This window comes from Paenibacillus sp. FSL R5-0908 (assembly GCF_038006245.1).
Lineage (GTDB): Bacteria > Bacillota > Bacilli > Paenibacillales > Paenibacillaceae > Paenibacillus_AQ > Paenibacillus_AQ odorifer.
On sequence record NZ_JBBOUV010000001.1, the window covers coordinates 91,248 to 113,832 of the forward strand.

Below are 22,585 nucleotides of genomic sequence, written 5' to 3' on the forward strand. Positions count from 1 at the left end.
AACGAGTGAGTAGGAAATCACGTAAGTGAAATCCAAAATTAGAGAATTAATTTTCTCGTCAGATGTTTCAAAATGAGCATATCGCTCTTTTCAATACTAATTGGAGAGTTTGATCCTGGCTCAGGACGAACGCTGGCGGCGTGCCTAATACATGCAAGTCGAGCGGAGTTATTTTGAAAGCTTGCTTTCAAAATAACTTAGCGGCGGACGGGTGAGTAACACGTAGGCAACCTGCCCTTCAGACTGGGATAACTACCGGAAACGGTAGCTAATACCGGATAATTTCTTTTTTCTCCTGAGAGAAGAATGAAAGACGGAGCAATCTGTCACTGAGGGATGGGCCTGCGGCGCATTAGCTAGTTGGTGGGGTAACGGCCCACCAAGGCGACGATGCGTAGCCGACCTGAGAGGGTGAACGGCCACACTGGGACTGAGACACGGCCCAGACTCCTACGGGAGGCAGCAGTAGGGAATCTTCCGCAATGGGCGAAAGCCTGACGGAGCAACGCCGCGTGAGTGATGAAGGTTTTCGGATCGTAAAGCTCTGTTGCCAGGGAAGAACGTCCGGTAGAGTAACTGCTACCGGAGTGACGGTACCTGAGAAGAAAGCCCCGGCTAACTACGTGCCAGCAGCCGCGGTAATACGTAGGGGGCAAGCGTTGTCCGGAATTATTGGGCGTAAAGCGCGCGCAGGCGGCTATTTAAGTCTGGTGTTTAAACCTTGGGCTCAACCTGAGGTCGCACTGGAAACTGGGTGGCTTGAGTACAGAAGAGGAAAGTGGAATTCCACGTGTAGCGGTGAAATGCGTAGATATGTGGAGGAACACCAGTGGCGAAGGCGACTTTCTGGGCTGTAACTGACGCTGAGGCGCGAAAGCGTGGGGAGCAAACAGGATTAGATACCCTGGTAGTCCACGCCGTAAACGATGAGTGCTAGGTGTTAGGGGTTTCGATACCCTTGGTGCCGAAGTTAACACAGTAAGCACTCCGCCTGGGGAGTACGGTCGCAAGACTGAAACTCAAAGGAATTGACGGGGACCCGCACAAGCAGTGGAGTATGTGGTTTAATTCGAAGCAACGCGAAGAACCTTACCAGGTCTTGACATCCCTCTGAATCTGCTAGAGATAGCAGCGGCCTTCGGGACAGAGGAGACAGGTGGTGCATGGTTGTCGTCAGCTCGTGTCGTGAGATGTTGGGTTAAGTCCCGCAACGAGCGCAACCCTTAACTTTAGTTGCCAGCAGGTAAGGCTGGGCACTCTAGAGTGACTGCCGGTGACAAACCGGAGGAAGGTGGGGATGACGTCAAATCATCATGCCCCTTATGACCTGGGCTACACACGTACTACAATGGCCGGTACAACGGGAAGCGAAGCCGCGAGGTGGAGCCAATCCCATCAAAGCCGGTCTCAGTTCGGATTGCAGGCTGCAACTCGCCTGCATGAAGTCGGAATTGCTAGTAATCGCGGATCAGCATGCCGCGGTGAATACGTTCCCGGGTCTTGTACACACCGCCCGTCACACCACGAGAGTTTACAACACCCGAAGTCGGTGGGGTAACCCGCAAGGGAGCCAGCCGCCGAAGGTGGGGTAGATGATTGGGGTGAAGTCGTAACAAGGTAGCCGTATCGGAAGGTGCGGCTGGATCACCTCCTTTCTATGGAGAATCGTTCTCTGCAATGAGAACATTCAAATCGGAAGCTCAGCTTCCAAAACTCAGGTTTAGGCCTGTTACTCACTCGTTGCTCAGTTTTGAGAGTTTAAGCTCTCAAGTAAGACTTGATCCTTGAAAACTGGATACCGAAACGAATTTGCGTTTTAGAACATCTTTTAGCAACTTGTGTAAACAAGTAAATGTTATTAGTGAGATTTTTCTTCGGAAGAATCAAGGTTAAGCTAATAAGAGCACACGGAGGATGCCTAGGCGCCAGGAGCCGACGAAGGACGTGGCGAACAACGAAACTGCCTCGGGGAGCTGTAAGCAAGCTTTGATCCGGGGGTGTCCGAATGGGGAAACCCAGCTGTGGTAATTCGCAGTTACTCATTTCTGAATACATAGGAAATGTAGAGGCAGACCAGGGGAACTGAAACATCTAAGTACCCTGAGGAAGAGAAAACAATAGTGATTCCGTCAGTAGCGGCGAGCGAACGCGGATCAGCCTAAACCTAAGAGCTTGCTCTTAGGGGTTGTGGGACGTCTCACATGGAGTTACAAAGGAATATGGTAGGTGAAGAGGTCTGGAAAGGCCCGCGATAGAGGTAAAAGCCCTGTAACCTAAACTGTGTTCTCTCCGAGACGGATCCCGAGTAGTGCGGGGCACGTGAAACCCCGTATGAATCCAGCAGGACCATCTGCTAAGGCTAAATACTACCTGGCGACCGATAGTGAAACAGTACCGTGAGGGAAAGGTGAAAAGCACCCCGGAAGGGGAGTGAAATAGAACCTGAAACCGTGTGCTTACAAAAAGTCAGAGCCCGATCTATGGGTGATGGCGTGCCTTTTGTAGAATGAACCGGCGAGTTACGTTTAACATGCAAGGTTAAGCCGAGAAGGTGGAGCCGCAGCGAAAGCGAGTCTGAATAGGGCGACTTAGTATGTGGACGTAGACCCGAAACCGTGTGATCTACCCCTGTCCAGGGTGAAGGTGCGGTAACACGCACTGGAGGCCCGAACCCACGTACGTTGAAAAGTGCGGGGATGAGGTGGGGGTAGCGGAGAAATTCCAATCGAACTCGGAGATAGCTGGTTCTCCCCGAAATAGCTTTAGGGCTAGCCTCGGTATAAGAGTAGTGGAGGTAGAGCACTGATTGGGTGCGGGGTCCGCAAGGATTACCAAGCTCAGTCAAACTCCGAATGCCATATACTTATTGCCGGGAGTCAGACAGTGAGTGCTAAGATCCATTGTCAAAAGGGAAACAGCCCAGACCATCAGCTAAGGTCCCCAAGTGTGTGTTAAGTGGGAAAGGATGTGGAGTTGCACAGACAACCAGGATGTTGGCTTAGAAGCAGCCACCATTGAAAGAGTGCGTAATAGCTCACTGGTCGAGTGACTCTGCGCCGAAAATGTAACGGGGCTAAACACACCACCGAAGCTATGGCTAGATGCTTTGCATCTGGGGTAGGGGAGCGTTGTGTAGGGGTTGAAGGTGTACTGAAAAGAGCGCTGGACACTACACAAGTGAGAATGCCGGTATGAGTAACGAAAAGATCAGTGAGAATCTGATCCGCCGAAAGCCCAAGGTTTCCTGAGGAAGGCTCGTCCGCTCAGGGTAAGTCGGGACCTAAGGCGAGGCCGAAAGGCGTAGTCGAAGGACAACAGTTTGAAATTACTGTACCACCGTAATCCGCTATGAGCGATGGGGTGACGCAGGAGGGTAGTGACGCGGACTGATGGATGTCCGTCTAAGCAGTGAGGCTGGTGTGTAGGCAAATCCGCACATCGTTAAGGCTGGGCTGTGATGGGGAGCGAAAATTATAGTAGCGAAGGTCATGATCTCACACTGCCAAGAAAAGCCTCTAGCCAGGAGAAGGTGCCCGTACCGCAAACCGACACAGGTAGGCGAGAAGAGAATTCTAAGGCGCGCGGAAGAACTCTCGTTAAGGAACTCGGCAAAATGACCCCGTAACTTCGGGAGAAGGGGTGCCCCGGTAGTGTGAATAGCACGAGGGGGCCGCAGTGAAAAGGCCCAAGCGACTGTTTAGCAAAAACACAGGTCTGTGCGAAGCCGCAAGGCGAAGTATACGGGCTGACGCCTGCCCGGTGCTGGAAGGTTAAGGGGAGTGGTTAGGGGTAACCCGAAGCTATGAACCGAAGCCCCAGTAAACGGCGGCCGTAACTATAACGGTCCTAAGGTAGCGAAATTCCTTGTCAGGTAAATTCTGACCCGCACGAATGGCGTAACGACTTGGGCGCTGTCTCAACGAGAGATCCGGTGAAATTTTAATACCTGTGAAGATGCAGGTTACCCGCGACAAGACGGAAAGACCCCATGGAGCTTTACTGCAGCTTGATATTGAATTTGGGTACGATCTGTACAGGATAGGTGGGAGCCGTAGAAATCGGAGCGCAAGCTTCGGTGGAGGCGCCGTTGGGATACCACCCTGATCGTATCTAGGTTCTAACCTAGTGCCCTAATCGGGTACGGGGACCGTGTCAGGCGGGCAGTTTGACTGGGGCGGTCGCCTCCTAAAGAGTAACGGAGGCGTTCCAAGGTTCCCTCAGAATGGTTGGAAATCATTCGCAGAGTGCAAAGGCATAAGGGAGCTTGACTGCGAGACCTACAAGTCGAGCAGGGACGAAAGTCGGACTTAGTGATCCGGTGGTACCGCATGGAAGGGCCATCGCTCAACGGATAAAAGCTACCCTGGGGATAACAGGCTTATCTCCCCCAAGAGTCCACATCGACGGGGAGGTTTGGCACCTCGATGTCGGCTCATCGCATCCTGGGGCTGAAGTAGGTCCCAAGGGTTGGGCTGTTCGCCCATTAAAGCGGTACGCGAGCTGGGTTCAGAACGTCGTGAGACAGTTCGGTCCCTATCTGTCGTGGGCGCAGGAAATTTGAGAGGAGCTGTCCTTAGTACGAGAGGACCGGGATGGACGTACCGCTGGTGCACCAGTTGTTCCGCCAGGAGCATGGCTGGGTAGCTACGTACGGACGGGATAAGCGCTGAAAGCATCTAAGCGTGAAGCCCCCCTCAAGATGAGATTTCCCAATTAGTAAGACCCCTTGAAGACGACGAGGTAGATAGGTTGGAGGTGGAAGTGCAGTAATGCATGGAGCTGACCAATACTAATCGGTCGAGGGCTTATCCTATACGTAGAATGCAGATTTGTTTCGGATTCAGTTTTCAGGCGATTAAGCCTGTAACACGCTTAGAAATTCATTGTCACTTCTGGTGATGAACCGAATTTCACGCGGCAGCGTCTGTTTCACAGACGCATGTTTGGTGGCGATAGCGGAGGGGTTCCACGCGTACCCATCCCGAACACGACCGTTAAGCCCTCCAGCGCCGATGGTACTTGGACCGAAGGGTCCTGGGAGAGTAGGACGTTGCCAAGCACGCAAGACCACTGTTGAGTAATCGACAGTGGTCTTTTTGTTATGTAAATAGAGAATTCATTGGGCTATATTTTGAGATACTAAGATGGAGATAAGCGTGGCTTAAAAGGTGAACAGAGGTGTAATATAAATTTTTAACACACTAAATTGTCCTCTCAGCACGGACTAACGTCCAATAATTCGCTTACTCGGCGGCCGTTTTTTGAATACCTACTCTGATGATGTAATGTTCTTGACAGTCCAAATGCCCTTTGCTAAGATGGCAATAATATATTTTTGGATAAGCATCTCAAACCTTAATTGAAGATCTACACTTGTTCAGCCCCCAGATGTACAGAATTGTCTGTCGTGAATGGACTGGAGTCAAAGGTTCTTCTTTCATAAAGTTTGTAGGCGGGTATAATTTAAAACAACCGAGGAGGAATGACCCAGGTGTGGAAAGATAAGTTTGGTAAAGAAGGTCTAACTTTTGATGATGTGCTGCTGGTTCCGCGTAAATCTGAGGTACTGCCTAAAGAAGTGGATTTGACCACAGTTCTAAGTAAGAATGTGAAGTTGAATATTCCACTTATGAGTGCAGGTATGGACACAGTCACAGAAGCAGCCATGGCCATTGCAATTGCTCGTGAGGGTGGCATCGGGATTATACACAAGAATATGCCTGTAGAGCAGCAAGCGGAAGAAGTAGATCGTGTGAAGCGTTCCGAGAGCGGAGTTATTACGAATCCATTCTCACTTACGGCAGAACACATGGTATCTGATGCAGAGCTTTTAATGGGTAAATATCGCATTTCCGGAGTGCCGATTGTAGACAGTGACAATAAACTTGTCGGTATTCTGACTAATAGAGACTTACGCTTTATTCATGATTTCAATATTCAGATTAAAGAAGTTATGACACATGAGAATCTTGTAACAGCTGCTGTTGGTACAACCCTTCAGGAAGCAGAAGGTATCCTGCAACGTCATAAGATCGAGAAGCTTCCCCTTGTGGACGAGAATAATATTCTTAAGGGTCTCATCACCATTAAGGATATTGAAAAAGCTATTCAATTCCCTAACGGAGCCAAAGATGCACATGGCCGTCTACTTGTTGGAGCAGCTGTCGGTATCTCTAAAGACACCTTCGAACGTACTGCAGCATTAGTAAAAGCTGGTGTGGATCTGATCGTCGTCGATTCTGCACATGGTCACCACATTAATATTATTGAAGCGGTTCGCCAAATTCGTGAGTTGTATCCTGATCTTACGATTGTTGCTGGTAACGTGGCTACAGGTGAAGCAACCCGTGAACTTATTGAAGCTGGTGCATCTGTAGTTAAAGTAGGTATTGGACCAGGATCGATCTGTACAACACGTGTTATCGCTGGTATCGGCGTACCTCAGGTTACAGCCATTTATGATTGTGCGACAGTTGCTCGTGAGTACGGAATTCCTATTATCGCTGATGGCGGTATTAAGTATTCTGGGGAGATTACTAAGGCTATCGCAGCGGGTGCTCATGCTGTAATGATGGGAAGTATGTTTGCAGGTACTGAAGAAAGCCCAGGGGAATCCGAGCTTTATCAAGGCCGTAAATTTAAAGTATATCGTGGTATGGGCAGCATGAGTGCCATGAAACAAGGCAGTAAAGACCGTTATTTCCAAGATGATGATAAAAAGCTCGTTCCTGAAGGAATTGAGGGACGTATTGCTTTTAAAGGGCCTCTTTCTGACACTGTTCATCAATTGATCGGCGGATTGCGCTCAGGTATGGGCTATTGCGGTACGAAGTCATTGGAAGAACTGCGTAACGATACTTCTTTCATTCGTATCACAAGTGCTGGACTTCGTGAGAGCCACCCGCATGATGTGCAAATTACAAAAGAAGCTCCAAACTATTCCGTATAATGGACTAACCGTATTATTTTTTGGACAGACAGGACTATTTCGTCCTGTCTGTCTTTTTTTGCGGGTACCCCTGTGTTAGAATAGAACAAGCTATTGATATGAGATTTAAAGGAGAGTCGTAATCATTGAAGCACAAACGAAAATTTAATGGTAAGCAAATTGTAATTAAGACAGCGACTGTAGGTCTGCTTTTAAATATGTTAATGAACCCAGTAATTCCAGCATTGGCTGAAGCGGGCAAAACTCCGGTTACAACCGAAGGTGCCGCAACTACTACTGAAACTGCACCCAAGACCAACGCAGTTAAGATCCCTTCTGTGGAATCTCTTAACTTGGAATTGAGTTCTGCTATTCTAATAGAACCAACTACAGGCCAAGTACTTATGGCTCTAAATCCAGATACACCACTCCCACCTGCGAGTATGACCAAGATGATGACTGAATATCTTGTATCTGATGCCGTGAAAAAAGGAGACATCTCTTGGGATCAGAAAGTTATCATTCAAGAGAATGCTTCCAAACAGGTCGGATCACGAATTTTTCTGGCAGCTGGAGATGAACATACGGTTAAAGAGCTATACATAGCGATGGCCGTAGGATCAGCGAATGATGCCACAGTTGCTTTGGCAGAATTGGTATCGGGTTCAGAAGAACAATTCGTAGAACTAATGAATCAGACTGCACAGAAGATGGGCATGAAAAATACCTATTTTATTAACTCAACTGGACTTGATCGGGCAGACATGCCGAAGAAATTCCGTCCTGATCTTGATAAAGAGACTGTAATGTCAGCTAGAGATGCAGCTACTCTTGCCAAATTTATAGTTACTGACCACCCGGACTTCACTGAATTTACAACGATTCAGTCTTATAAATTCCGTGATCGGGATACAGCGCCGATCATTAACTACAACTGGATGCTGGAAGCTAACAAAAGTATCCCCAACTTTAAGGCATATGCTTATCCAGGTCTAGATGGACTGAAGACTGGCCATACCACAAATGCAGGTAACTGCTTTACAGGTACTGCTGTGCGTGATGGAATGCGTCTAATCAGTGTTGTTATGGGTGCTAATTCAGAGGCACATCGATTCACAGAAACTAAAAAAGTGCTCGACTACGGGTTTAACAACTTTGAAATCAAACAGGTTGTAGCTCCGAAGGCTGTTATTGCTGGCACGGAAACAGTTCCGGTACTGAAAGGCAAGAATAAAGATGTTTCTATAGTTACTGATGAAGGAGTTTCTTTCATTGTTCCTAAGGGAACGGTTTCTCCTGAAGTTACTACAACTGTTGTAACAAATGACCCTGCAACTTTGGTTGCTCCTATAGCCCAATCCTCTAAAGTAGGTAAAGTTACTTATTCCTACAAGGCTGAAGGCATGCAAGCAGCACAGGAGAAAACAGTTAATCTGATCACTGTAGAGGAAGCTGAGAAAGCTGGCTGGTTCAAGTTGTTCCTTAGAGCGATTGGCGATTTCTTCGGTGATTTATTTTCAGGGATCAAGAACTTGTTCTAATGCAGTTTGGTGCCGAAATCAGCAGTAAATCCGAGTAAATGGGTTGTAGATTTCCCTTCATTGGGGTAAAATTACAAGTTAGATTAAGATAGATCATTCGGGGGGTTAGGACATGGAAACAGGTACATCGCGAGTTAAAAGAGGCATGGCAGAAATGCAAAAAGGCGGCGTCATTATGGACGTCATGAATGCAGAGCAAGCAAAAATTGCTGAGGCTGCTGGTGCAGTTGCTGTTATGGCTCTGGAACGCGTACCTTCTGACATTCGCGCAGCTGGCGGTGTAGCACGGATGGCCGATCCTACAATTGTAGAAGAGGTTCTCAAAGTGGTAAGTATCCCTGTTATGGCTAAGGCTCGTATCGGCCATTATGTAGAAGCGAAAGTTCTAGAATCTTTGGGTGTTGATTACTTGGATGAGAGTGAAGTTCTTACTCCTGCTGATGAAGTATTCCATATTGATAAACATGAGTTCACCGTTCCTTTTGTATGTGGAGCGAAGGATCTGGGAGAAGCATTGAGACGTATTAACGAAGGTGCCTCCATGATCCGTACAAAAGGTGAACCAGGAACAGGCAACATTGTTGAGGCTGTGCGTCACATGCGCTTTATCAACAGTCAAATCCGTAAAGTAACGAATTTGTCCAAGGACGAGCTATATAATGAAGCAAAGAACCTGGGAGTTTCCTACGAGCTGTTGCTCGAAGTGCATGAGCTTGGCAAACTGCCGGTTGTTAACTTTGCGGCTGGGGGTGTAGCTACTCCTGCCGATGCTGCTCTTATGATGCATTTGGGTGCTGATGGTGTATTCGTAGGCTCGGGTATTTTTAAATCGGACAATCCTGAGAAATTTGCGCGTGCGATTGTTGAAGCCACTACACACTATACTGATTACAAACTGATTGCTGAAGTATCCAAGAACCTTGGTGCACCAATGAAGGGGATTGATATTGCAACTCTCACCCCGGCTGAACGTATGTCGGAGCGTGGCCGTTAATAGAGAGAAGGTTGTAGGATGAAGATAGGAGTATTGGCGCTTCAAGGCGCTGTTACGGAGCATATTGTTAGTATAGAGAAGACCGGTGCAGAAGGCGTGCCTATCAAGCGTGTGGAGCAGCTAGAAGAAGTTGAAGGCCTGATTATCCCCGGCGGAGAAAGTACAACGATTGGAAAGCTAATGCGGAAATATGGTTTCATAGAAGCCATCCGTGATTTTTCTGATCAGGGTAAGCCTATTTTTGGCACATGTGCGGGTATGATCGTGCTGGCCAAAAAAATTGCCGGTGGTGAACCGGGGCATTTGGAGCTGATGGATATTACCGTAGCCCGGAATGCATTCGGCCGCCAACGGGAAAGCTTTGAATGTGATCTGGAGGTTAAAGGCATTGATGAGCCGGTTCGTGCTGTATTTATACGTGCACCGCTTATCAACGAGGTAGGACCGGGAGTTGATGTGCTTACAGTCTATAATGATGAGATTGTAACCGCGCGCGAAGGGAACTTGCTGGTGTCTTCTTTTCATCCAGAACTGACCGATGATTTCAGACTGCACCAATATTTTGCCGATATGGTAGAGGCGAATAGGGAAGTCCAACAACAAAATCGCATATAAAGAACATTCTGACTCTTTCAAAGCTGTAATCAGCATTTTGAAAGAGTTTAGGCTGTTTTCAGGAGGGAAACTTTGTGTTAGATGTAAAAATACTACGTAGTGATTACGCAAGAGTGGAAGAGGCTTTAGAAAAACGGGGCAAATCACTGGATTTAATTGCTGATTTTCCACAACTTGATTTGCGTCGACGTGAATTACTGCAAGAAACCGAAGGTCTTAAGAACCGTCGTAATACAGTTTCAGGTGAAGTAGCGAAAAAGAAAAAGAACGGTGAGCCAGCAGATGATCTAATTACAGAAATGCGTACAGTATCTGACCGAATTAAAGAGCTTGATGATGAAGTACGTGAACTGGAAGCTCAGATTGCTGATCTTACTATGAATATCCCTAATATTCCTCATGATTCAGTTCCAGTAGGGAAATCTGAGGATGATAACGTTGAATTACGCCGCTGGTCGGAGCCCAAAGAATTCGGATTCACTCCGAAATCACATTGGGAGCTTGCGCAGCAGCTTGATATTATTGATTTTGAAGCTGCAGCAAAGGTTACAGGATCCCGGTTTGTTTTCTATAAAGGACTTGGAGCACGTCTAGAACGGGCGCTGATTAACTTTATGATGGATCTTCACAGTGGTGAGCATAACTATGAGGAAATGCTGCCGCCTTACATTGTGAACAAAGACAGCTTGTATGGTACAGGACAACTGCCTAAATTCGAAGAGGATCTGTTCAAGCTGCGGGATACCGAATACTATTTGATTCCTACAGCTGAAGTACCGGTAACGAACTACTATCGCGAAGAGATTTTGACGGCAGCTGACCTGCCTAAATACCATGTAGCTTACAGCTCTTGTTTCCGTTCTGAGGCGGGCTCGGCGGGCCGTGATACTCGCGGTTTGATTCGCCAGCATCAATTCAACAAGGTAGAGTTGGTGAAGCTCACCACCCCTGAATCCTCTTATGAGGAATTAGAAAAAATGACAGCAGATGCTGAAAGTGTGCTGCAGCTGTTAGGACTGCCTTATCGTGTACTTGGGTTATGTACGGCTGATATGGGCTTCACATCCGCTAAAACGTACGATTTGGAAGTGTGGTTGCCTGAGAGTGGGATGTACCGTGAGATCTCCTCTTGCTCAAATACAGAAGATTTTCAAGCACGCCGGGCAAATATTCGTTTCCGTAAGGATCCAAAATCGAAGCCTGAATTTGTTCATACGCTGAACGGCTCTGCTTTGGCGGTTGGACGTACAGTTGCTGCAATTCTTGAGAATTATCAGCAAGAGGATGGCAGTGTTCTGATTCCAGAATGCCTACAACCTTATATGCGCAATGTAAAATCGATACAACCAAAAACTATTTAAAGATATAGTTGCTTTTTCTTTGCATAGTATGGTACAATCCTAATGCATGTGAAATTTAAATGCATTTGGAGAGGTACCGAAGCGGTCATAACGGGGCGGTCTTGAAAACCGTTAGGGTGCAAGCCCACATGGGTTCGAATCCCATCCTCTCCGCCATTCCTTTATGAACTTAAAGAATAATTAGATAGAAACCGTTCCCTCTGGGGGACGGTTTTTTGTTTTGTTTGGTAGACCAAGTTCTATTGAGAATAAAAAGCTTCATTTCTCCGCAATGTATTAGAGAAGGAGGTTGATCATAATCATGGATAGATCATTAGAAGTTGATCAGCATAAGCTTGTCTCAGCCTGGCAGGAGCGTTTGCCGGCGTTGATGGATGATGGGGATAGTTTCAGTGTGCTGGCGGATAATGGGGATCCGAATAGCTTGCTGATTCATTTTAATGCGGCAGGTCATCAAGGCTATTCATTGGATTTTCGCTGCAAGTATGTAGATAGCAGAGAAGTGGCAGTGGATCTGCTGGATGTGGAACAGAGCGGTCTCCATATTGATGAGCGTAGTGATGCCGTACAGCAGCTGGCACAGCAATACTCACGGCAAATTCATGAATGTGCTCAGGCTCTTCAGAACTTGACCAATCCTTAGGAGGAATGAAAATGTCGAAACCAAAAAGTATCCCTGTTCCTGGGGCAGAGCCAACAAGTGGTGAGCGGAGAAAAGACCATACACCTTCAGGTCCAGAACCGCTTTCAGGTTCTAAAAAGGTGAAACAAGCGAACCATGTTGACCACCATAATCCACAAGGTTAACAAATAAAAACGTTAAGAATTTTAAAGAAGTGTTTCTTGATTTTTACAAATGGTTTATCATAGGAGGGGGAGAGATTTCTTTTACAATGGGAGAGGAGAACAATAATGAACAAAAAGTGGGGTTTGTCGGCCGCTGCATTGCTGCTTACAGCAGCAGTAATTCTGCCGGGATGTGCAAGTAAACAGGAGGCGCCAAAAGAGGCCTTAAAATCAGCCGCTACTAAAGCGACTACAATGTCATCTTATGAGATGAAGAGTAAATTCACGATCAACGATCTTACGATCGAGACTTCTGACGCTGAATCTGCTGCAATGACTACACAGGTACTTAGTATGCTTAAGAATGCTGATATTACCGTTGATGGGGTATATCAAGCAGAGCCAATGCAGACAGAACTAACTATGGTTCTGAATCTGAAGGGCGATATGAGCATGAGCTTTAATGTTCCTATGGTAATGACTGCCGAGAAGTTGTATGTTAAGATTCCATCTATTCCTTTCGTACCGATTCCTGAGACGATCCTCAATAAGTTTGTAGAGGTTGATCTGAAGGCGTTGGCAGAGCAGGAGGGTGCAGAATTTAACCCAAGTACGATGGATACTCAGAAAATGCAGAAGCTGTCTAATGAAGTGGTGGACGCTGTCCTAGCTGAATATGACGAAGAAAAATATTTTAACGAGATTGATCCCAAAGATGCTAATTTACCAGAAGGCGTGGAAGCTAAACAAGTCGTTCAGTTCCAAGTGACTAACGATAATGTTAAAGAAGCAATCACTATCTTGGTGAATAATGCCCTGCCTAAAATCATTGATATCGTAAGCAAGGAAGAATACAAGGATATGCTGCAGATTAAAGATGCAGATCTAGCTAAGGCTAAAGAAGAACTGACATCAGGTGAAGCTAGAACTGAATTGGATAAGGGCTTAGCTGATCTTGATAAGTACCTTACCATCAACCAGTTCCACTATAATACTGCGATCAATAAAGATGGATACGCTGTGTATCAGGATTTATTGATGGATGTTAAAGTAAATGATCCGGAAGATGGCACAAAAGTAGCCTTCTCAGTAAATGGAACGGGCCAATACAGTAAGATCAACGAGAAGCCGGTATTCAAGATTGGTATCCCTCAAGGTGATGATGTAATTACAATGGATCAACTTGGAGAAGAATTCGGTGGTATGGGAACTTATTAATCCCAGTTCGCAGGATTAAGACCCGCATGATGCGTATATTATACGCCCATGCGGGTCTTTTTTTAGGAAAAAAAGTAGCACTCATTCCTGCGACAATGCAGAATCTTATTTCCGTTCCTCAGTCAGCACATCTTCGGTTAAGATTGCGTAGGTTTGGTGATCCTGCCACTGTCCATTTATTTTAAGATACTGACGGGCGATCCCTTCAGGTTTGAACCCACTCTTCTCCAGGACTCTTCGGGAAGCTTCATTATGCAATAAAATAGCTGCTTGAACTCTATGTAGACCTAAGGCCCGGAACGCATAGCCAAGGACTAATCCGACTGCTGCTGTCATATAACCTTGTCCTTGCATCCGATGATCCATTAAATATCCTAAATCAGCATATTGTGCTATACCTCGTGAGACGTTGGACAATGTGATCTGACCGATTAGCTGTCCATCCAGCAGATAAATGCCGAACATATAAGCTCTGTCCTGTAGGGCGTCCTCAATACGCTGATTGATGATCTGTTGTTGACTCTCCAGGGTAAAGAAGTGCTCATCACGTTTTGGCTCAAACGGTTCATGGGTTACCCGGTTATTTAAACGAAGCTCCAGCAGGCTCTGTGCATCCTTAAGCTCAAGTGGAGAAATATAGATGCCTTGAGAGGTATGATATAGAGTAAGGGTCATTTAGGAGTCCTCCTTTTGTTTTATTGGCTTTTTACGTAAACGGCGAAAGAAGGAGGTGAGTAGATCTGCACATTCTTCTTGTAAAACACCCTGTATTACCTCAGTTCTATGATTAAATCGCGGTTCTTCAAGCAAGTTCATGAGGGTCCCGGCACATCCAGCTTTAGGGTCAGGCGTTCCATATACCGTGAGAGGCACTCTGGACTGCACTATTGCTCCTGCACACATCGGACAAGGTTCTAGGGTGACGTACAGCTGGCAATCCAGCAGACGCCAAGAATTCATGACATTGCTGGCCTCACGAATGGCTACCATCTCTGCATGGGCTGTCGAATCCATTGTCGTTTCTCGTAAATTGTATCCACGTCCTATAATTTCACCATGTCGAACAATGACAGCGCCAATAGGAACCTCACCTAATGCCTCAGCTTTACGTGCTTCTGCGATCGCCTGCCTCATCCAATATTCATGAACCGCTTGTATATCTTCTGGCGATTCATTGGCTTTAATATTCAAGATCATCTTCCCTTCTTCTGTAACCATTGTACAACGAACAAATATTCGTTCTTAACAAAATGTGTATAACTCTGTGGATAACAGCCTACTTATACACATTTTTGTACACATCGGGCTTTAATAATTTGTTTATATGTGCATAAGATGTGGATGGTTTCTTATATATTGTAGAGAAACACCTTTTGAATTTCAATATTTCGTGAATTAATAGGCTTGTTTTAAATGTCCTTTTCAAATGAGGGGGCAAAAGGTATGATGTTTATTATAGGCTCCGCAAGGATTTACCAGTGGATAAGAGGTGAATAACAGTTTGTCCATAAAGACAAAACTATCTGCTATTATTTTTGGAGCGGTACTGCTAATTTTAGCATTAAACCTGACATTTAACCTTTATGCCGCTCAGAATAATCTAAGAAATGAAAACGTAAATAATATGCAGATCACCGCTATGCAAATGGCTGTTTCTGTAGAACAAAGTAACTATAGCTCTAACTATGTAGAATATCAAATTGCGCATAACTTAAGAATGGCTGCCATCTTTGCCTCTAAGGAATTGGGTCCGGATTATAAGAATATAACCAATGCTCAACTTAAGGCCCTAACTTCCAAGTTGGGCGTGTCTAATATTTCAATTCTGGTAAAGACTGATAATGATATCGTGGTGACAAAGGCATCAAATCCTATTGATATTGGAATGTCCACTCAAGGTTGGGGGTACTGGTACCTTGCCCTTTTGGAGTTATTTGATAATCAGGAAGTCACTGTGGGACAAGGTCAGGCATTGGATCATTTTTGGTCAGGCCCATTTGAATATTCAACCTACAATCCCGATTTCATTGAGAAGTGGGGTTATTATCATGATGAAGCAAGCAATTACATCATTAATCCTGTTATTCTCAATACTGCGGCTAGTGAATATGTCAAAATCACCAATCCCGATCAAATTGTAGAGCGAACCAAAGAAGTTAATCCAGGGATTTTAGAGCTTACAGGATTTAATCCAACAACATTTGGTTTAGCGAGTATGGCGGGCGATGGAAGCGATGCATTTAAAAAGAAACTTGGCAACCGCCCAATTAAGTTCGGTACCTATACTTATGGTAATGTGGAGCAAGATAAAGCGGCCATTCTATTAGCTCAGCAGAAGCAGAAGCCAGTTACACTGGAGACGAGGGTACATGGGAAAAGAGTGCTTAAAAGCTTCATCCCTATTCAGAATCCTAAAATGGAGCCCTACGTAATCGGTGTAGTTTTGGATTATTCTGTGATTTCATCCGTAGTTCATGAACAATTAGCCAATTATTTGACTACGTCTCTGTTGTTGCTGGCATTATTTTTGCTATGTAGTTACATACTTTCAGGTTTTGTTACTCGTCCAATTCAGGCTATACTTGCCAAAGTCAATGATGTAGCGCGAGGTAAGTTCGAACCTCCATTAAAGGTAACCTCTCGTGATGAGTTAGGTCAATTAGCCTTGCGGATTAACGCTATGACTTCTCATCTTATGCAACGCACCAATCGTCTTAAGCAGACGCTGGAAGAGAACCGGGCGGTTAAGGAGCATTTGGAATCCGTAATTAACGGGACGTCTGATGCGATTCATACGTTGGATATGGAGGGACGAATCACTAGCACTAACAGGGCCTTTGAGGAGCTGTATGGATGGAGTGCAACAGAAGTGATCGGTAATATGCCATATCTTGTACCCGCGACAGCGCTTAAGCAAGAGGAAGAGCGGCTGGACGCGTTAAGAAATGGTGCAGTTCTGCCGCCGATTGAGACAGTGAGACTTAAACGGGACGGATCATTAGTTGAGGTTAGCGTTAGTACCTCGATAATTCGAGATGAAGAGGGTTATCCCCATTCCTTTATTCACGTTTCTCGTGATATGACGGAACGCAATCGAATGGAGGAGCTGCTTAGACGCTCTGAGAAACTAACTACGGTCGGCCAATTGGCCGCAGGAGTAGCTCATGAGATTCGTAACCCTCTTACCACATTAAAAGGATTTTTACAGCTTCAACAGGAGAAGGAGCTCTTGGTTCCGCTTCATGTAGAGCTGATGTTATCCGAGCTGGAGCGGATTAATCTTATCGTCAGTGAATTCTTAATCCTGGCTAAGCCGCAAGCCGTTCATTTTCAGGAAAAAGATCTTCGCTACATATTAGGTGATGTAGTTTCTCTATTGGATAGTCTGGCTCATCTACATGATATTCAATTTAGTACGAAATTCTCTGAACAACCTGCTACTGTACATTGTGAAGAGAACCAGCTGAAGCAGGTATTCATTAATATTGTTAAAAATGCAATTGAGGCTATGCCTGAGGGTGGCGTCATTTCAATGGAACTGTGGAACTCTGTGGATTGCGTCTTTATAGTAATCAAAGATCAGGGTGAAGGGATTCCAGAGGACGTGCTGCCTAAGCTGGGTGAACCGTTCTTCACGAATAAGGAATCGGGGACTGGTCTTGGGTTAATGATTAGCCAGCGTATTATTCAGGCTCATAAGGGTCATTTGGAAATACAAAGTGAAGTTGGCCGGGGGACAACCGTTATGATTAAGCTGCCTGCAGCTGGAGGGGGTACACCTTGGCTTAACATTAAGGATGAACGGAGTGAAGAACAACGTGAGAATTAATAAATTCATCAGTGAGACAGGGTACTGTTCACGCCGAGAAGCAGACAAGCTTGTGGATGCCGGCAGAGTTACGATCAACGGAGAGCCTGCTGTGCTGGGCAGTCAGGCTGTTCCGGGCGATGATGTGCGAATAGATGGTATAGCGCTTGAAACCTCAAGCCAGACGGTCTACATTGCTCTAAACAAGCCGGTAGGGATTACATCAACCACAGAACAGCATATCAAGGGGAATATTGTCGATTTTGTAGGTCATCATGAACGTATATTCCCGATTGGTCGTCTCGATAAGGATTCGGAAGGATTAATCTTGCTTACTAATGATGGCGACATCGTTAATAAAATTTTACGGGCGGAAGGCCGGCATGAAAAAGAATATGTGGTTACCGTGGACAGACCCATTACGCCTTCGTTTATTACCGGCATGTCCAGCGGTGTGAAAATATTAGGTGAGAAGACACTGCCCTGTGAGGTCACGCGTATTACGGAGCGTGTCTTCCGTATTATTTTGACAGAGGGCAAAAATCGTCAGATTCGTCGTATGTGCAGCGCTTTTGGCTATGAGGTTCGAAAGCTGCAACGCATTCGGATTATGAATATTCGCCTGGGGGCATTGCAAACGGGAGAATGGCGGGAGCTGTCTGCTGATGAGAAGAAAGAGCTTGGAGCTACGCTGAACTACGAGTTACTGTAGGAATGTTATTACAATGTTACAGGTCCATATAGAATGTAGTACTCGCAACAAAAAAGAGCTGTCCAGGGTCTAAGACCTTTGGACAGCTCTTTTTATTACCTTATGAAATCACTTATTCAGCAGAGGGAACAATCCCTGTAAACTCTTTGGATTCTTGATATTTGCGAATAATGGAAACCTCTACCCGGCGATTCTTGCTTCGGCCGGTAGCTGTGTCATTATCCGAAATAGGATGATACTCGCCGTATCCAATCGCACTAAATTTGCGCGGATTTAGATTCGTGTTCTGCAGCAAAATCTTCATGAACTGAAGTGCCCGATCCGCACTCAGATCCCAGTTGGATGAATAGTTGCTATTAGAAATCGGAATATCGTCGGTGTGCCCTTGCACTACTACATCATAATCCGGGAATTGTTGCAGCATCGTTGAGATGGATTTAGCTAATTGCCGCGAATCATCCTTAACAATGGCTTGGCCAGAGGCGAACAATGCGTTATCACTGATCGTAATCATTAGCTGAGATTGATTAAGCTTCGTACTGAGCAGATCCGTTAGACCGTTGCTCTTAATATATTGATCGAATTGTTTCTTAAGCTTCTCTAAATCCTCTTGTTCCTTTTGTCGTAGCTTTGCCATTTCTGCTTCTTCAGCTTTCTTGGAAGTAGAGCTACCCATCTTATCATTTTTCCCCAGATCTTCTTGAGTCTTACTAGGCATTGCTGCCCGCTCTTCAAGAATACCTGTACCGCCATTAAGTGCGGAACTGAAGGCCTGACTCATCTCTTCAAATTTCTTGGCATCCGTTGCGCTCATAGAATACATAACGATGAACAGAGCCACCAGAAGAGTCATGAGGTCGGAATAAGGTAACAGCCACGATTCATCGGCATGTTCTTCATGCTCTTCGTGTCTAGTCTTTTTGCTCACCTGATCCACCGTCCTTCTCATTTAACTTAACGCGTTGCGAAGGTGTTAGGAATACAGCAAGCTTCTGATTGATGGCAATAGTAGATACACCGGACTGTATGGACAAAAGACCTTCGACCATCATCATTCGAACTTCGATTTCTTGTTTGGAGAGACGTTTCAGCTTATTGGCAATAGGATGCCATAATACGTAACCTGTAAAGATACCTAGCAAAGTGGCGATGAAGGCAGCCCCGATTGCCGCAGCCAATTTGTTCATATCACTCATATCAGCCAGAGCGGCGATGAGGCCGATAACCGCCCCGAGCACCCCAAGGGTAGGAGCATACATACCTGCCTGTGAGAAAATGAGCGCTCCTGCTTTATGTCTATCCTCTGTGGCGTGGATATCCTCCATGAGGACATCGCGGACAAAATCCTGATCATTTCCATCAATGATCATCCGCATGCCATTCCTGAGGAAGTTATCTTCTATTTCATCGACCTTTGATTCTAGAGCCAACAGACCTTCACGCCGTGTGATAGAAGCCCATTCCATGAACATAGTGATTAATTCGGGTTTACTGATTAATTTCTTTTTGATAAAAATCATTTTGAACAGACTTGGAATCTTTTTGACCTCGTTGAAAGGAAAAGCCATGAAAATAGAAGCTGCCGTACCCACCAAGATAATAACGTAAGCAGCAGGTGTGGCCAAAGCATGAAGTGGAGCGTGCTTGAGGATCATGCCCCAGATTACAGCAACCAAACCAAAAATTAAACCAATTATTGTTGAAATTTCCATTTTGCACCTCGTCCGTGAGATTTAAGATGTGTTCCGACAATGCCGCGTATATCATCCTTGAAACAGCGGCAGGGCACTCTGTGCGAAACCGAATTAACGTATATTCTTATTTATCGACATCATTCGGTTTTTTGTGAAGTCATTTTTTCGGCTATAATGGATAAGGTAAGTAATTATTCATCTGTGAAGAAAACGGAGTGATATACGTGGGTGTAAAGCATGGTAGAGATTACGGTGAAATTCTAACGGATTTGACCGAAGCCGTCGGACGAATTTCCGATGGATATTTATTTTTCGAGATGGATCCGGACGAGTGGCAGGAACTACCCCAAGAATCAAAGCTGGAGGTATGGGAAGCATTGGCTGAGGATCTTTTCTTCGCGTTGGGTAATGAACCTATGATTGAAGTGGGGAGCGGCGTAATTATTTACGATAAGGACACGCACCGCATTAATATTTTAGTTGGCGAAGAGGATTTGGCTTCAGTGGTTTTGATTTAGGTTGAGGAGACGTCGGGACGTAATTTGCCCGTAGTTAGTAGCCCGTGTTAAAATTGATAAAGCCGAGTTATAATCGCTGGGATTTGTGAATACATTAAATCGAAAATATCGCCTTTATCCTGGCACATCCCTTGGACCTCAGAAGCTAAGGGATGTTTTGTTTAACGCCTAAGTCAAGTAAAGGGAACTGCGCACTTTACTGCAACTTTTTGTAAGGGAGGAAACGAATTGTTATTTACGGAAGAGGAACTGCGTGAGGAGATCACTAAGCTGGAGGGCTGGAAGCTGGATAATAATGTTATGGTGCGAAAATATATGTTCAGCCAATATATGAAGGGCATTGCTTTCGTTGATGAAGTAGCCACGATTTCAGAAGCCTTCGATCATCATCCACATATTACGATTGATTATAAAACAGTTACCCTGCGACTTGAATCTAATGAAGAAGATGGGATTACGGCTCTAGATCTTCGAGCGGCGCATGAATTTAATGAAGCCTTTGAAAAAAATCACTAGTTTAGCCAAAATCATAAAATAAACGCCCGTGCATAGATAGTCAGCTATCTCATACACGGGCGTTTTTAGTTGCTTGATGGGTTACTTTTTCTCTGAGAGCCAGAGTGCGACGTTGGCGATCTCTTCAGGCGCTAGCTTCTCCTTAAAGGAAGGCATTTGACCACGTCCTTTAGTGACGATGCTGTAGATTTCCTCAGCGTCATGCTGGCCGCCTTCATTCTGAAGACTTGGTCCAACTCCACCTTGAAGCTGATCGCCGTGACAGGTGATACAGCTGGCTTTCACGGTTGCTTCTGCCTTTGCTGCGTCCAGTTGAACTACCGGCATCGTGGGCTTATTTTCTTCCGCTACCTCTTCTTTACCCGGAAGTGTAAACATGAGTACTACCGCAAAGGCACAGGCGGCAAAAAACAAACCGCTCATGATCCATTTCTGCATCCCAATTCGTCCCTTCTATGTAAGCTGCTCCCTACATTATAGCTTATGGTGAAGCGTTATCATAGGGTTTGTGACAAAAAAATGAACGAGAATACAATCATTCTTATGAAATATATGGTATTTAATATCATTTGTCATAGACCATGCAATAAAAAGGTTTATCTCCTGTAGGTGTGCGGCGTTCATACGTATCTGTAATCGTAAATCCACATTTTTGATAAGTTCGTATGGCGCGTTGGTTCCAGGTCAGGACTTCTAGATCTATCTCACGATCAGGATAACGATTCAAGGCTGTCTGGACGATGGCATCCACGAATAGTTTGCCTAAACCATGGCCGCATAGATCGGGGCGCATCCCAACTCCTAAACGAACGACTCCTTCCATCGGGAACAACTGTGCGAATCCGCACAATACCTCTTGTTCATTTAATATGGAGATATATTGTTCCTCCCGGAGCTGCGGATCACCAAACTCGATGCCAAGAGCCTGCATCTGCTCCCACGGCATCCAGCCATAAATATTATATGGAGGCGTATAGCTCCACTTACAAATAGCTTCTCCGTGAATTGCCTCCATAGGAACTACATGAAAAGTTACCGAGGGATTTATCATAAAGTCATCGATCTCCTTTCACGAGGACATTGCTATATTACTAATTATATACAAAATGGGGGAGGTTCGACTCAGAAACTTTATATGAGAGAAATGTTTTACAAATTATGAGAGGGGTAAATAAGTAATAAGACAAAAAAACAAGCTCTCCTCCAAGAGTTACCTTGGAAAAGAGCCTATGTACGTTACTTATTGCACATCATCATTGTCTTCCGATTCAGCAGCAACCGATTGGTAAGCGTCTGTGCTCATAATGCGCTTGGCACCAACGTAGCGTTTCACGTAGTAGCTATCACTCAGAGAGCTAATCGTAACACCGCGTGAGGTAGAAGCGTGTGCGAACTTACCTTCACCGACATAAATGCCGACATGGGAGACACCTTTGCCACTTGTATTGAAGAATACAAGATCTCCGGCTCTTATATCATCACGGGAGATTGCTGTGCCCATTTGATATTGGGAACCTGATTGGTGTGGAAGGTTAATGCCAATCTTATCAAACACATACATTGTAAATCCGGAGCAATCAAATCCGTTAGTGGATATACCGCCGGATACGTATTTAGTACCGATGGCCTTGTCAATCACTTTATCCATTTTGGAATCTGCGAAAGCGCTTCCTGCTCCGATGGTGAGGATGATGGAAAAGCTTAGTACTGCTGCTGCTAACTTCTTCTTCAAAAGTGTATACCCCTTCCAAATGCCTACGAGGTTAGCTTAAGGGTTCGGTTGAAGGTCCCCTATGACCCCTCTATATAATGGAGGTCAATTCACCCAAAGTTGGTTCCCCCGTTTTCCTAATAGTTAGGAAACTCGGCTCATACTGTTGATTAGGATTAGCTT

Annotated in this window: 19 protein-coding genes, 1 tRNA gene, 3 rRNA genes and 1 riboswitch; of the genes, 16 read left to right on the forward strand and 7 right to left on the reverse strand. The window is 45.4% G+C overall.

Features of this window, described 5'->3' with window-relative positions:
- Positions 1-97: 97 nt before the first annotated feature.
- The 12 genes from MKZ09_RS00430 (at position 98) to MKZ09_RS00485 (ending at position 13,443) form a co-directional block, all read left to right on the forward strand.
- Positions 98-1,655 (forward strand): 16S ribosomal RNA (locus tag MKZ09_RS00430).
- Positions 1,656-1,887: 232 nt separating this feature from the next.
- Positions 1,888-4,813: ribosomal RNA gene (locus tag MKZ09_RS00435) — 23S ribosomal RNA — on the forward strand.
- 129 nt (positions 4,814-4,942) lie between these two features.
- Positions 4,943-5,059: ribosomal RNA gene (gene rrf, locus MKZ09_RS00440) — 5S ribosomal RNA — on the forward strand.
- The 16S, 23S and 5S rRNA genes sit together here, the layout of an rRNA operon.
- A gap of 432 nt (positions 5,060-5,491) precedes the next feature.
- A complete protein-coding gene (guaB, locus tag MKZ09_RS00445; protein ID WP_036679982.1) occupies positions 5,492-6,949 on the forward strand; it encodes an IMP dehydrogenase in 1,458 nt (485 codons plus the stop codon).
- Between the two features lie 125 nt (positions 6,950-7,074).
- Positions 7,075-8,469 (forward strand): D-alanyl-D-alanine carboxypeptidase family protein, encoded by a 1,395-nt coding sequence (locus tag MKZ09_RS00450; RefSeq protein WP_036679981.1) that lies wholly within the window; start codon positions 7,075-7,077, stop codon positions 8,467-8,469.
- Between the two features lie 112 nt (positions 8,470-8,581).
- Positions 8,582-9,463 (forward strand): pyridoxal 5'-phosphate synthase lyase subunit PdxS, encoded by an 882-nt coding sequence (gene pdxS, locus MKZ09_RS00455; protein ID WP_036679980.1) that lies wholly within the window; start codon positions 8,582-8,584, stop codon positions 9,461-9,463.
- An 18-nt stretch (positions 9,464-9,481) separates the two neighbouring features.
- Positions 9,482-10,078, forward strand: a complete 597-nt coding sequence (gene pdxT, locus MKZ09_RS00460) for a pyridoxal 5'-phosphate synthase glutaminase subunit PdxT (protein WP_076130391.1) — start codon at positions 9,482-9,484, stop codon at positions 10,076-10,078.
- A gap of 74 nt (positions 10,079-10,152) precedes the next feature.
- Entirely contained in the window at positions 10,153-11,439 is a 1,287-nt protein-coding gene (gene serS / locus MKZ09_RS00465; RefSeq protein WP_038568043.1) for a serine--tRNA ligase, read from the forward strand.
- Between the two features lie 67 nt (positions 11,440-11,506).
- A tRNA-Ser gene (locus tag MKZ09_RS00470) sits at positions 11,507-11,595 on the forward strand.
- Between the two features lie 145 nt (positions 11,596-11,740).
- Positions 11,741-12,082 (forward strand): hypothetical protein, encoded by a 342-nt coding sequence (locus tag MKZ09_RS00475; protein WP_036679977.1) that lies wholly within the window; start codon positions 11,741-11,743, stop codon positions 12,080-12,082.
- Positions 12,083-12,093: 11 nt separating this feature from the next.
- Positions 12,094-12,246, forward strand: coding sequence for a small acid-soluble spore protein P (locus tag MKZ09_RS00480; RefSeq protein ID WP_076138623.1), 153 nt, complete (start codon positions 12,094-12,096; stop codon positions 12,244-12,246).
- A 105-nt stretch (positions 12,247-12,351) separates the two neighbouring features.
- Positions 12,352-13,443, forward strand: coding sequence for a hypothetical protein (locus MKZ09_RS00485; RefSeq protein WP_076138622.1), 1,092 nt, complete (start codon positions 12,352-12,354; stop codon positions 13,441-13,443).
- Positions 13,444-13,548: 105 nt separating this feature from the next.
- Here MKZ09_RS00485 and MKZ09_RS00490 read toward each other — a convergent pair whose 3' ends face one another.
- Positions 13,549-14,118 (reverse strand): GNAT family N-acetyltransferase, encoded by a 570-nt coding sequence (locus MKZ09_RS00490; RefSeq protein WP_036679973.1) that lies wholly within the window; start codon positions 14,116-14,118, stop codon positions 13,549-13,551.
- Complete coding sequence (gene tadA, locus MKZ09_RS00495; protein WP_076142536.1) at positions 14,119-14,640, reverse strand: tRNA adenosine(34) deaminase TadA; 522 nt, start codon at positions 14,638-14,640, stop codon at positions 14,119-14,121.
- Positions 14,641-14,944: 304 nt separating this feature from the next.
- Between tadA and MKZ09_RS00500 the strand changes: the two genes are divergently transcribed.
- Positions 14,945-17,272, forward strand: coding sequence for a sensor histidine kinase (locus MKZ09_RS00500; protein ID WP_036679971.1), 2,328 nt, complete (start codon positions 14,945-14,947; stop codon positions 17,270-17,272).
- Entirely contained in the window at positions 17,262-17,963 is a 702-nt protein-coding gene (gene rluF, locus MKZ09_RS00505; protein ID WP_036679985.1) for a 23S rRNA pseudouridine(2604) synthase RluF, read from the forward strand. Before MKZ09_RS00500 ends, rluF begins: the two co-directional genes overlap by 11 nt.
- A 112-nt stretch (positions 17,964-18,075) precedes the next feature.
- Here rluF and motB read toward each other — a convergent pair whose 3' ends face one another.
- Together motB and motA are read right to left on the reverse strand one after the other, a co-directional pair.
- Positions 18,076-18,891: a flagellar motor protein MotB gene (gene motB, locus MKZ09_RS00510; RefSeq protein WP_076130384.1), complete on the reverse strand. Its 816-nt coding sequence runs from the start codon at positions 18,889-18,891 to the stop codon at positions 18,076-18,078.
- Complete coding sequence (gene motA, locus MKZ09_RS00515; RefSeq protein WP_036679967.1) at positions 18,875-19,675, reverse strand: flagellar motor stator protein MotA; 801 nt, start codon at positions 19,673-19,675, stop codon at positions 18,875-18,877. Before motA ends, motB begins: the two co-directional genes overlap by 17 nt.
- A 206-nt stretch (positions 19,676-19,881) precedes the next feature.
- Between motA and MKZ09_RS00520 the strand changes: the two genes are divergently transcribed.
- Positions 19,882-20,175 carry a hypothetical protein gene (locus MKZ09_RS00520; protein ID WP_036679966.1) on the forward strand — a complete coding sequence of 98 codons (294 nt, stop codon included), beginning with the start codon at positions 19,882-19,884 and terminating at the stop codon, positions 20,173-20,175.
- 228 nt (positions 20,176-20,403) lie between these two features.
- Positions 20,404-20,691: a 4a-hydroxytetrahydrobiopterin dehydratase gene (locus MKZ09_RS00525; protein WP_076130383.1), complete on the forward strand. Its 288-nt coding sequence runs from the start codon at positions 20,404-20,406 to the stop codon at positions 20,689-20,691.
- An 81-nt stretch (positions 20,692-20,772) separates the two neighbouring features.
- Here MKZ09_RS00525 and MKZ09_RS00530 read toward each other — a convergent pair whose 3' ends face one another.
- From MKZ09_RS00530 to MKZ09_RS00540, 3 genes are all read right to left on the reverse strand, one after another.
- The gene (locus tag MKZ09_RS00530; protein ID WP_036679962.1) at positions 20,773-21,129 is read right to left on the reverse strand and encodes a c-type cytochrome; all 357 of its coding nucleotides are present in this window, start codon (positions 21,127-21,129) and stop codon (positions 20,773-20,775) included.
- A gap of 127 nt (positions 21,130-21,256) precedes the next feature.
- Entirely contained in the window at positions 21,257-21,742 is a 486-nt protein-coding gene (locus MKZ09_RS00535; protein ID WP_076138618.1) for a GNAT family N-acetyltransferase, read from the reverse strand.
- A 189-nt stretch (positions 21,743-21,931) separates the two neighbouring features.
- Positions 21,932-22,423, reverse strand: a complete 492-nt coding sequence (locus MKZ09_RS00540; protein ID WP_036679958.1) for a C40 family peptidase — start codon at positions 22,421-22,423, stop codon at positions 21,932-21,934.
- A gap of 5 nt (positions 22,424-22,428) precedes the next feature.
- Positions 22,429-22,571: riboswitch (cyclic di-AMP (ydaO/yuaA leader) on the reverse strand.
- Positions 22,572-22,585 lie beyond the last annotated feature (14 nt).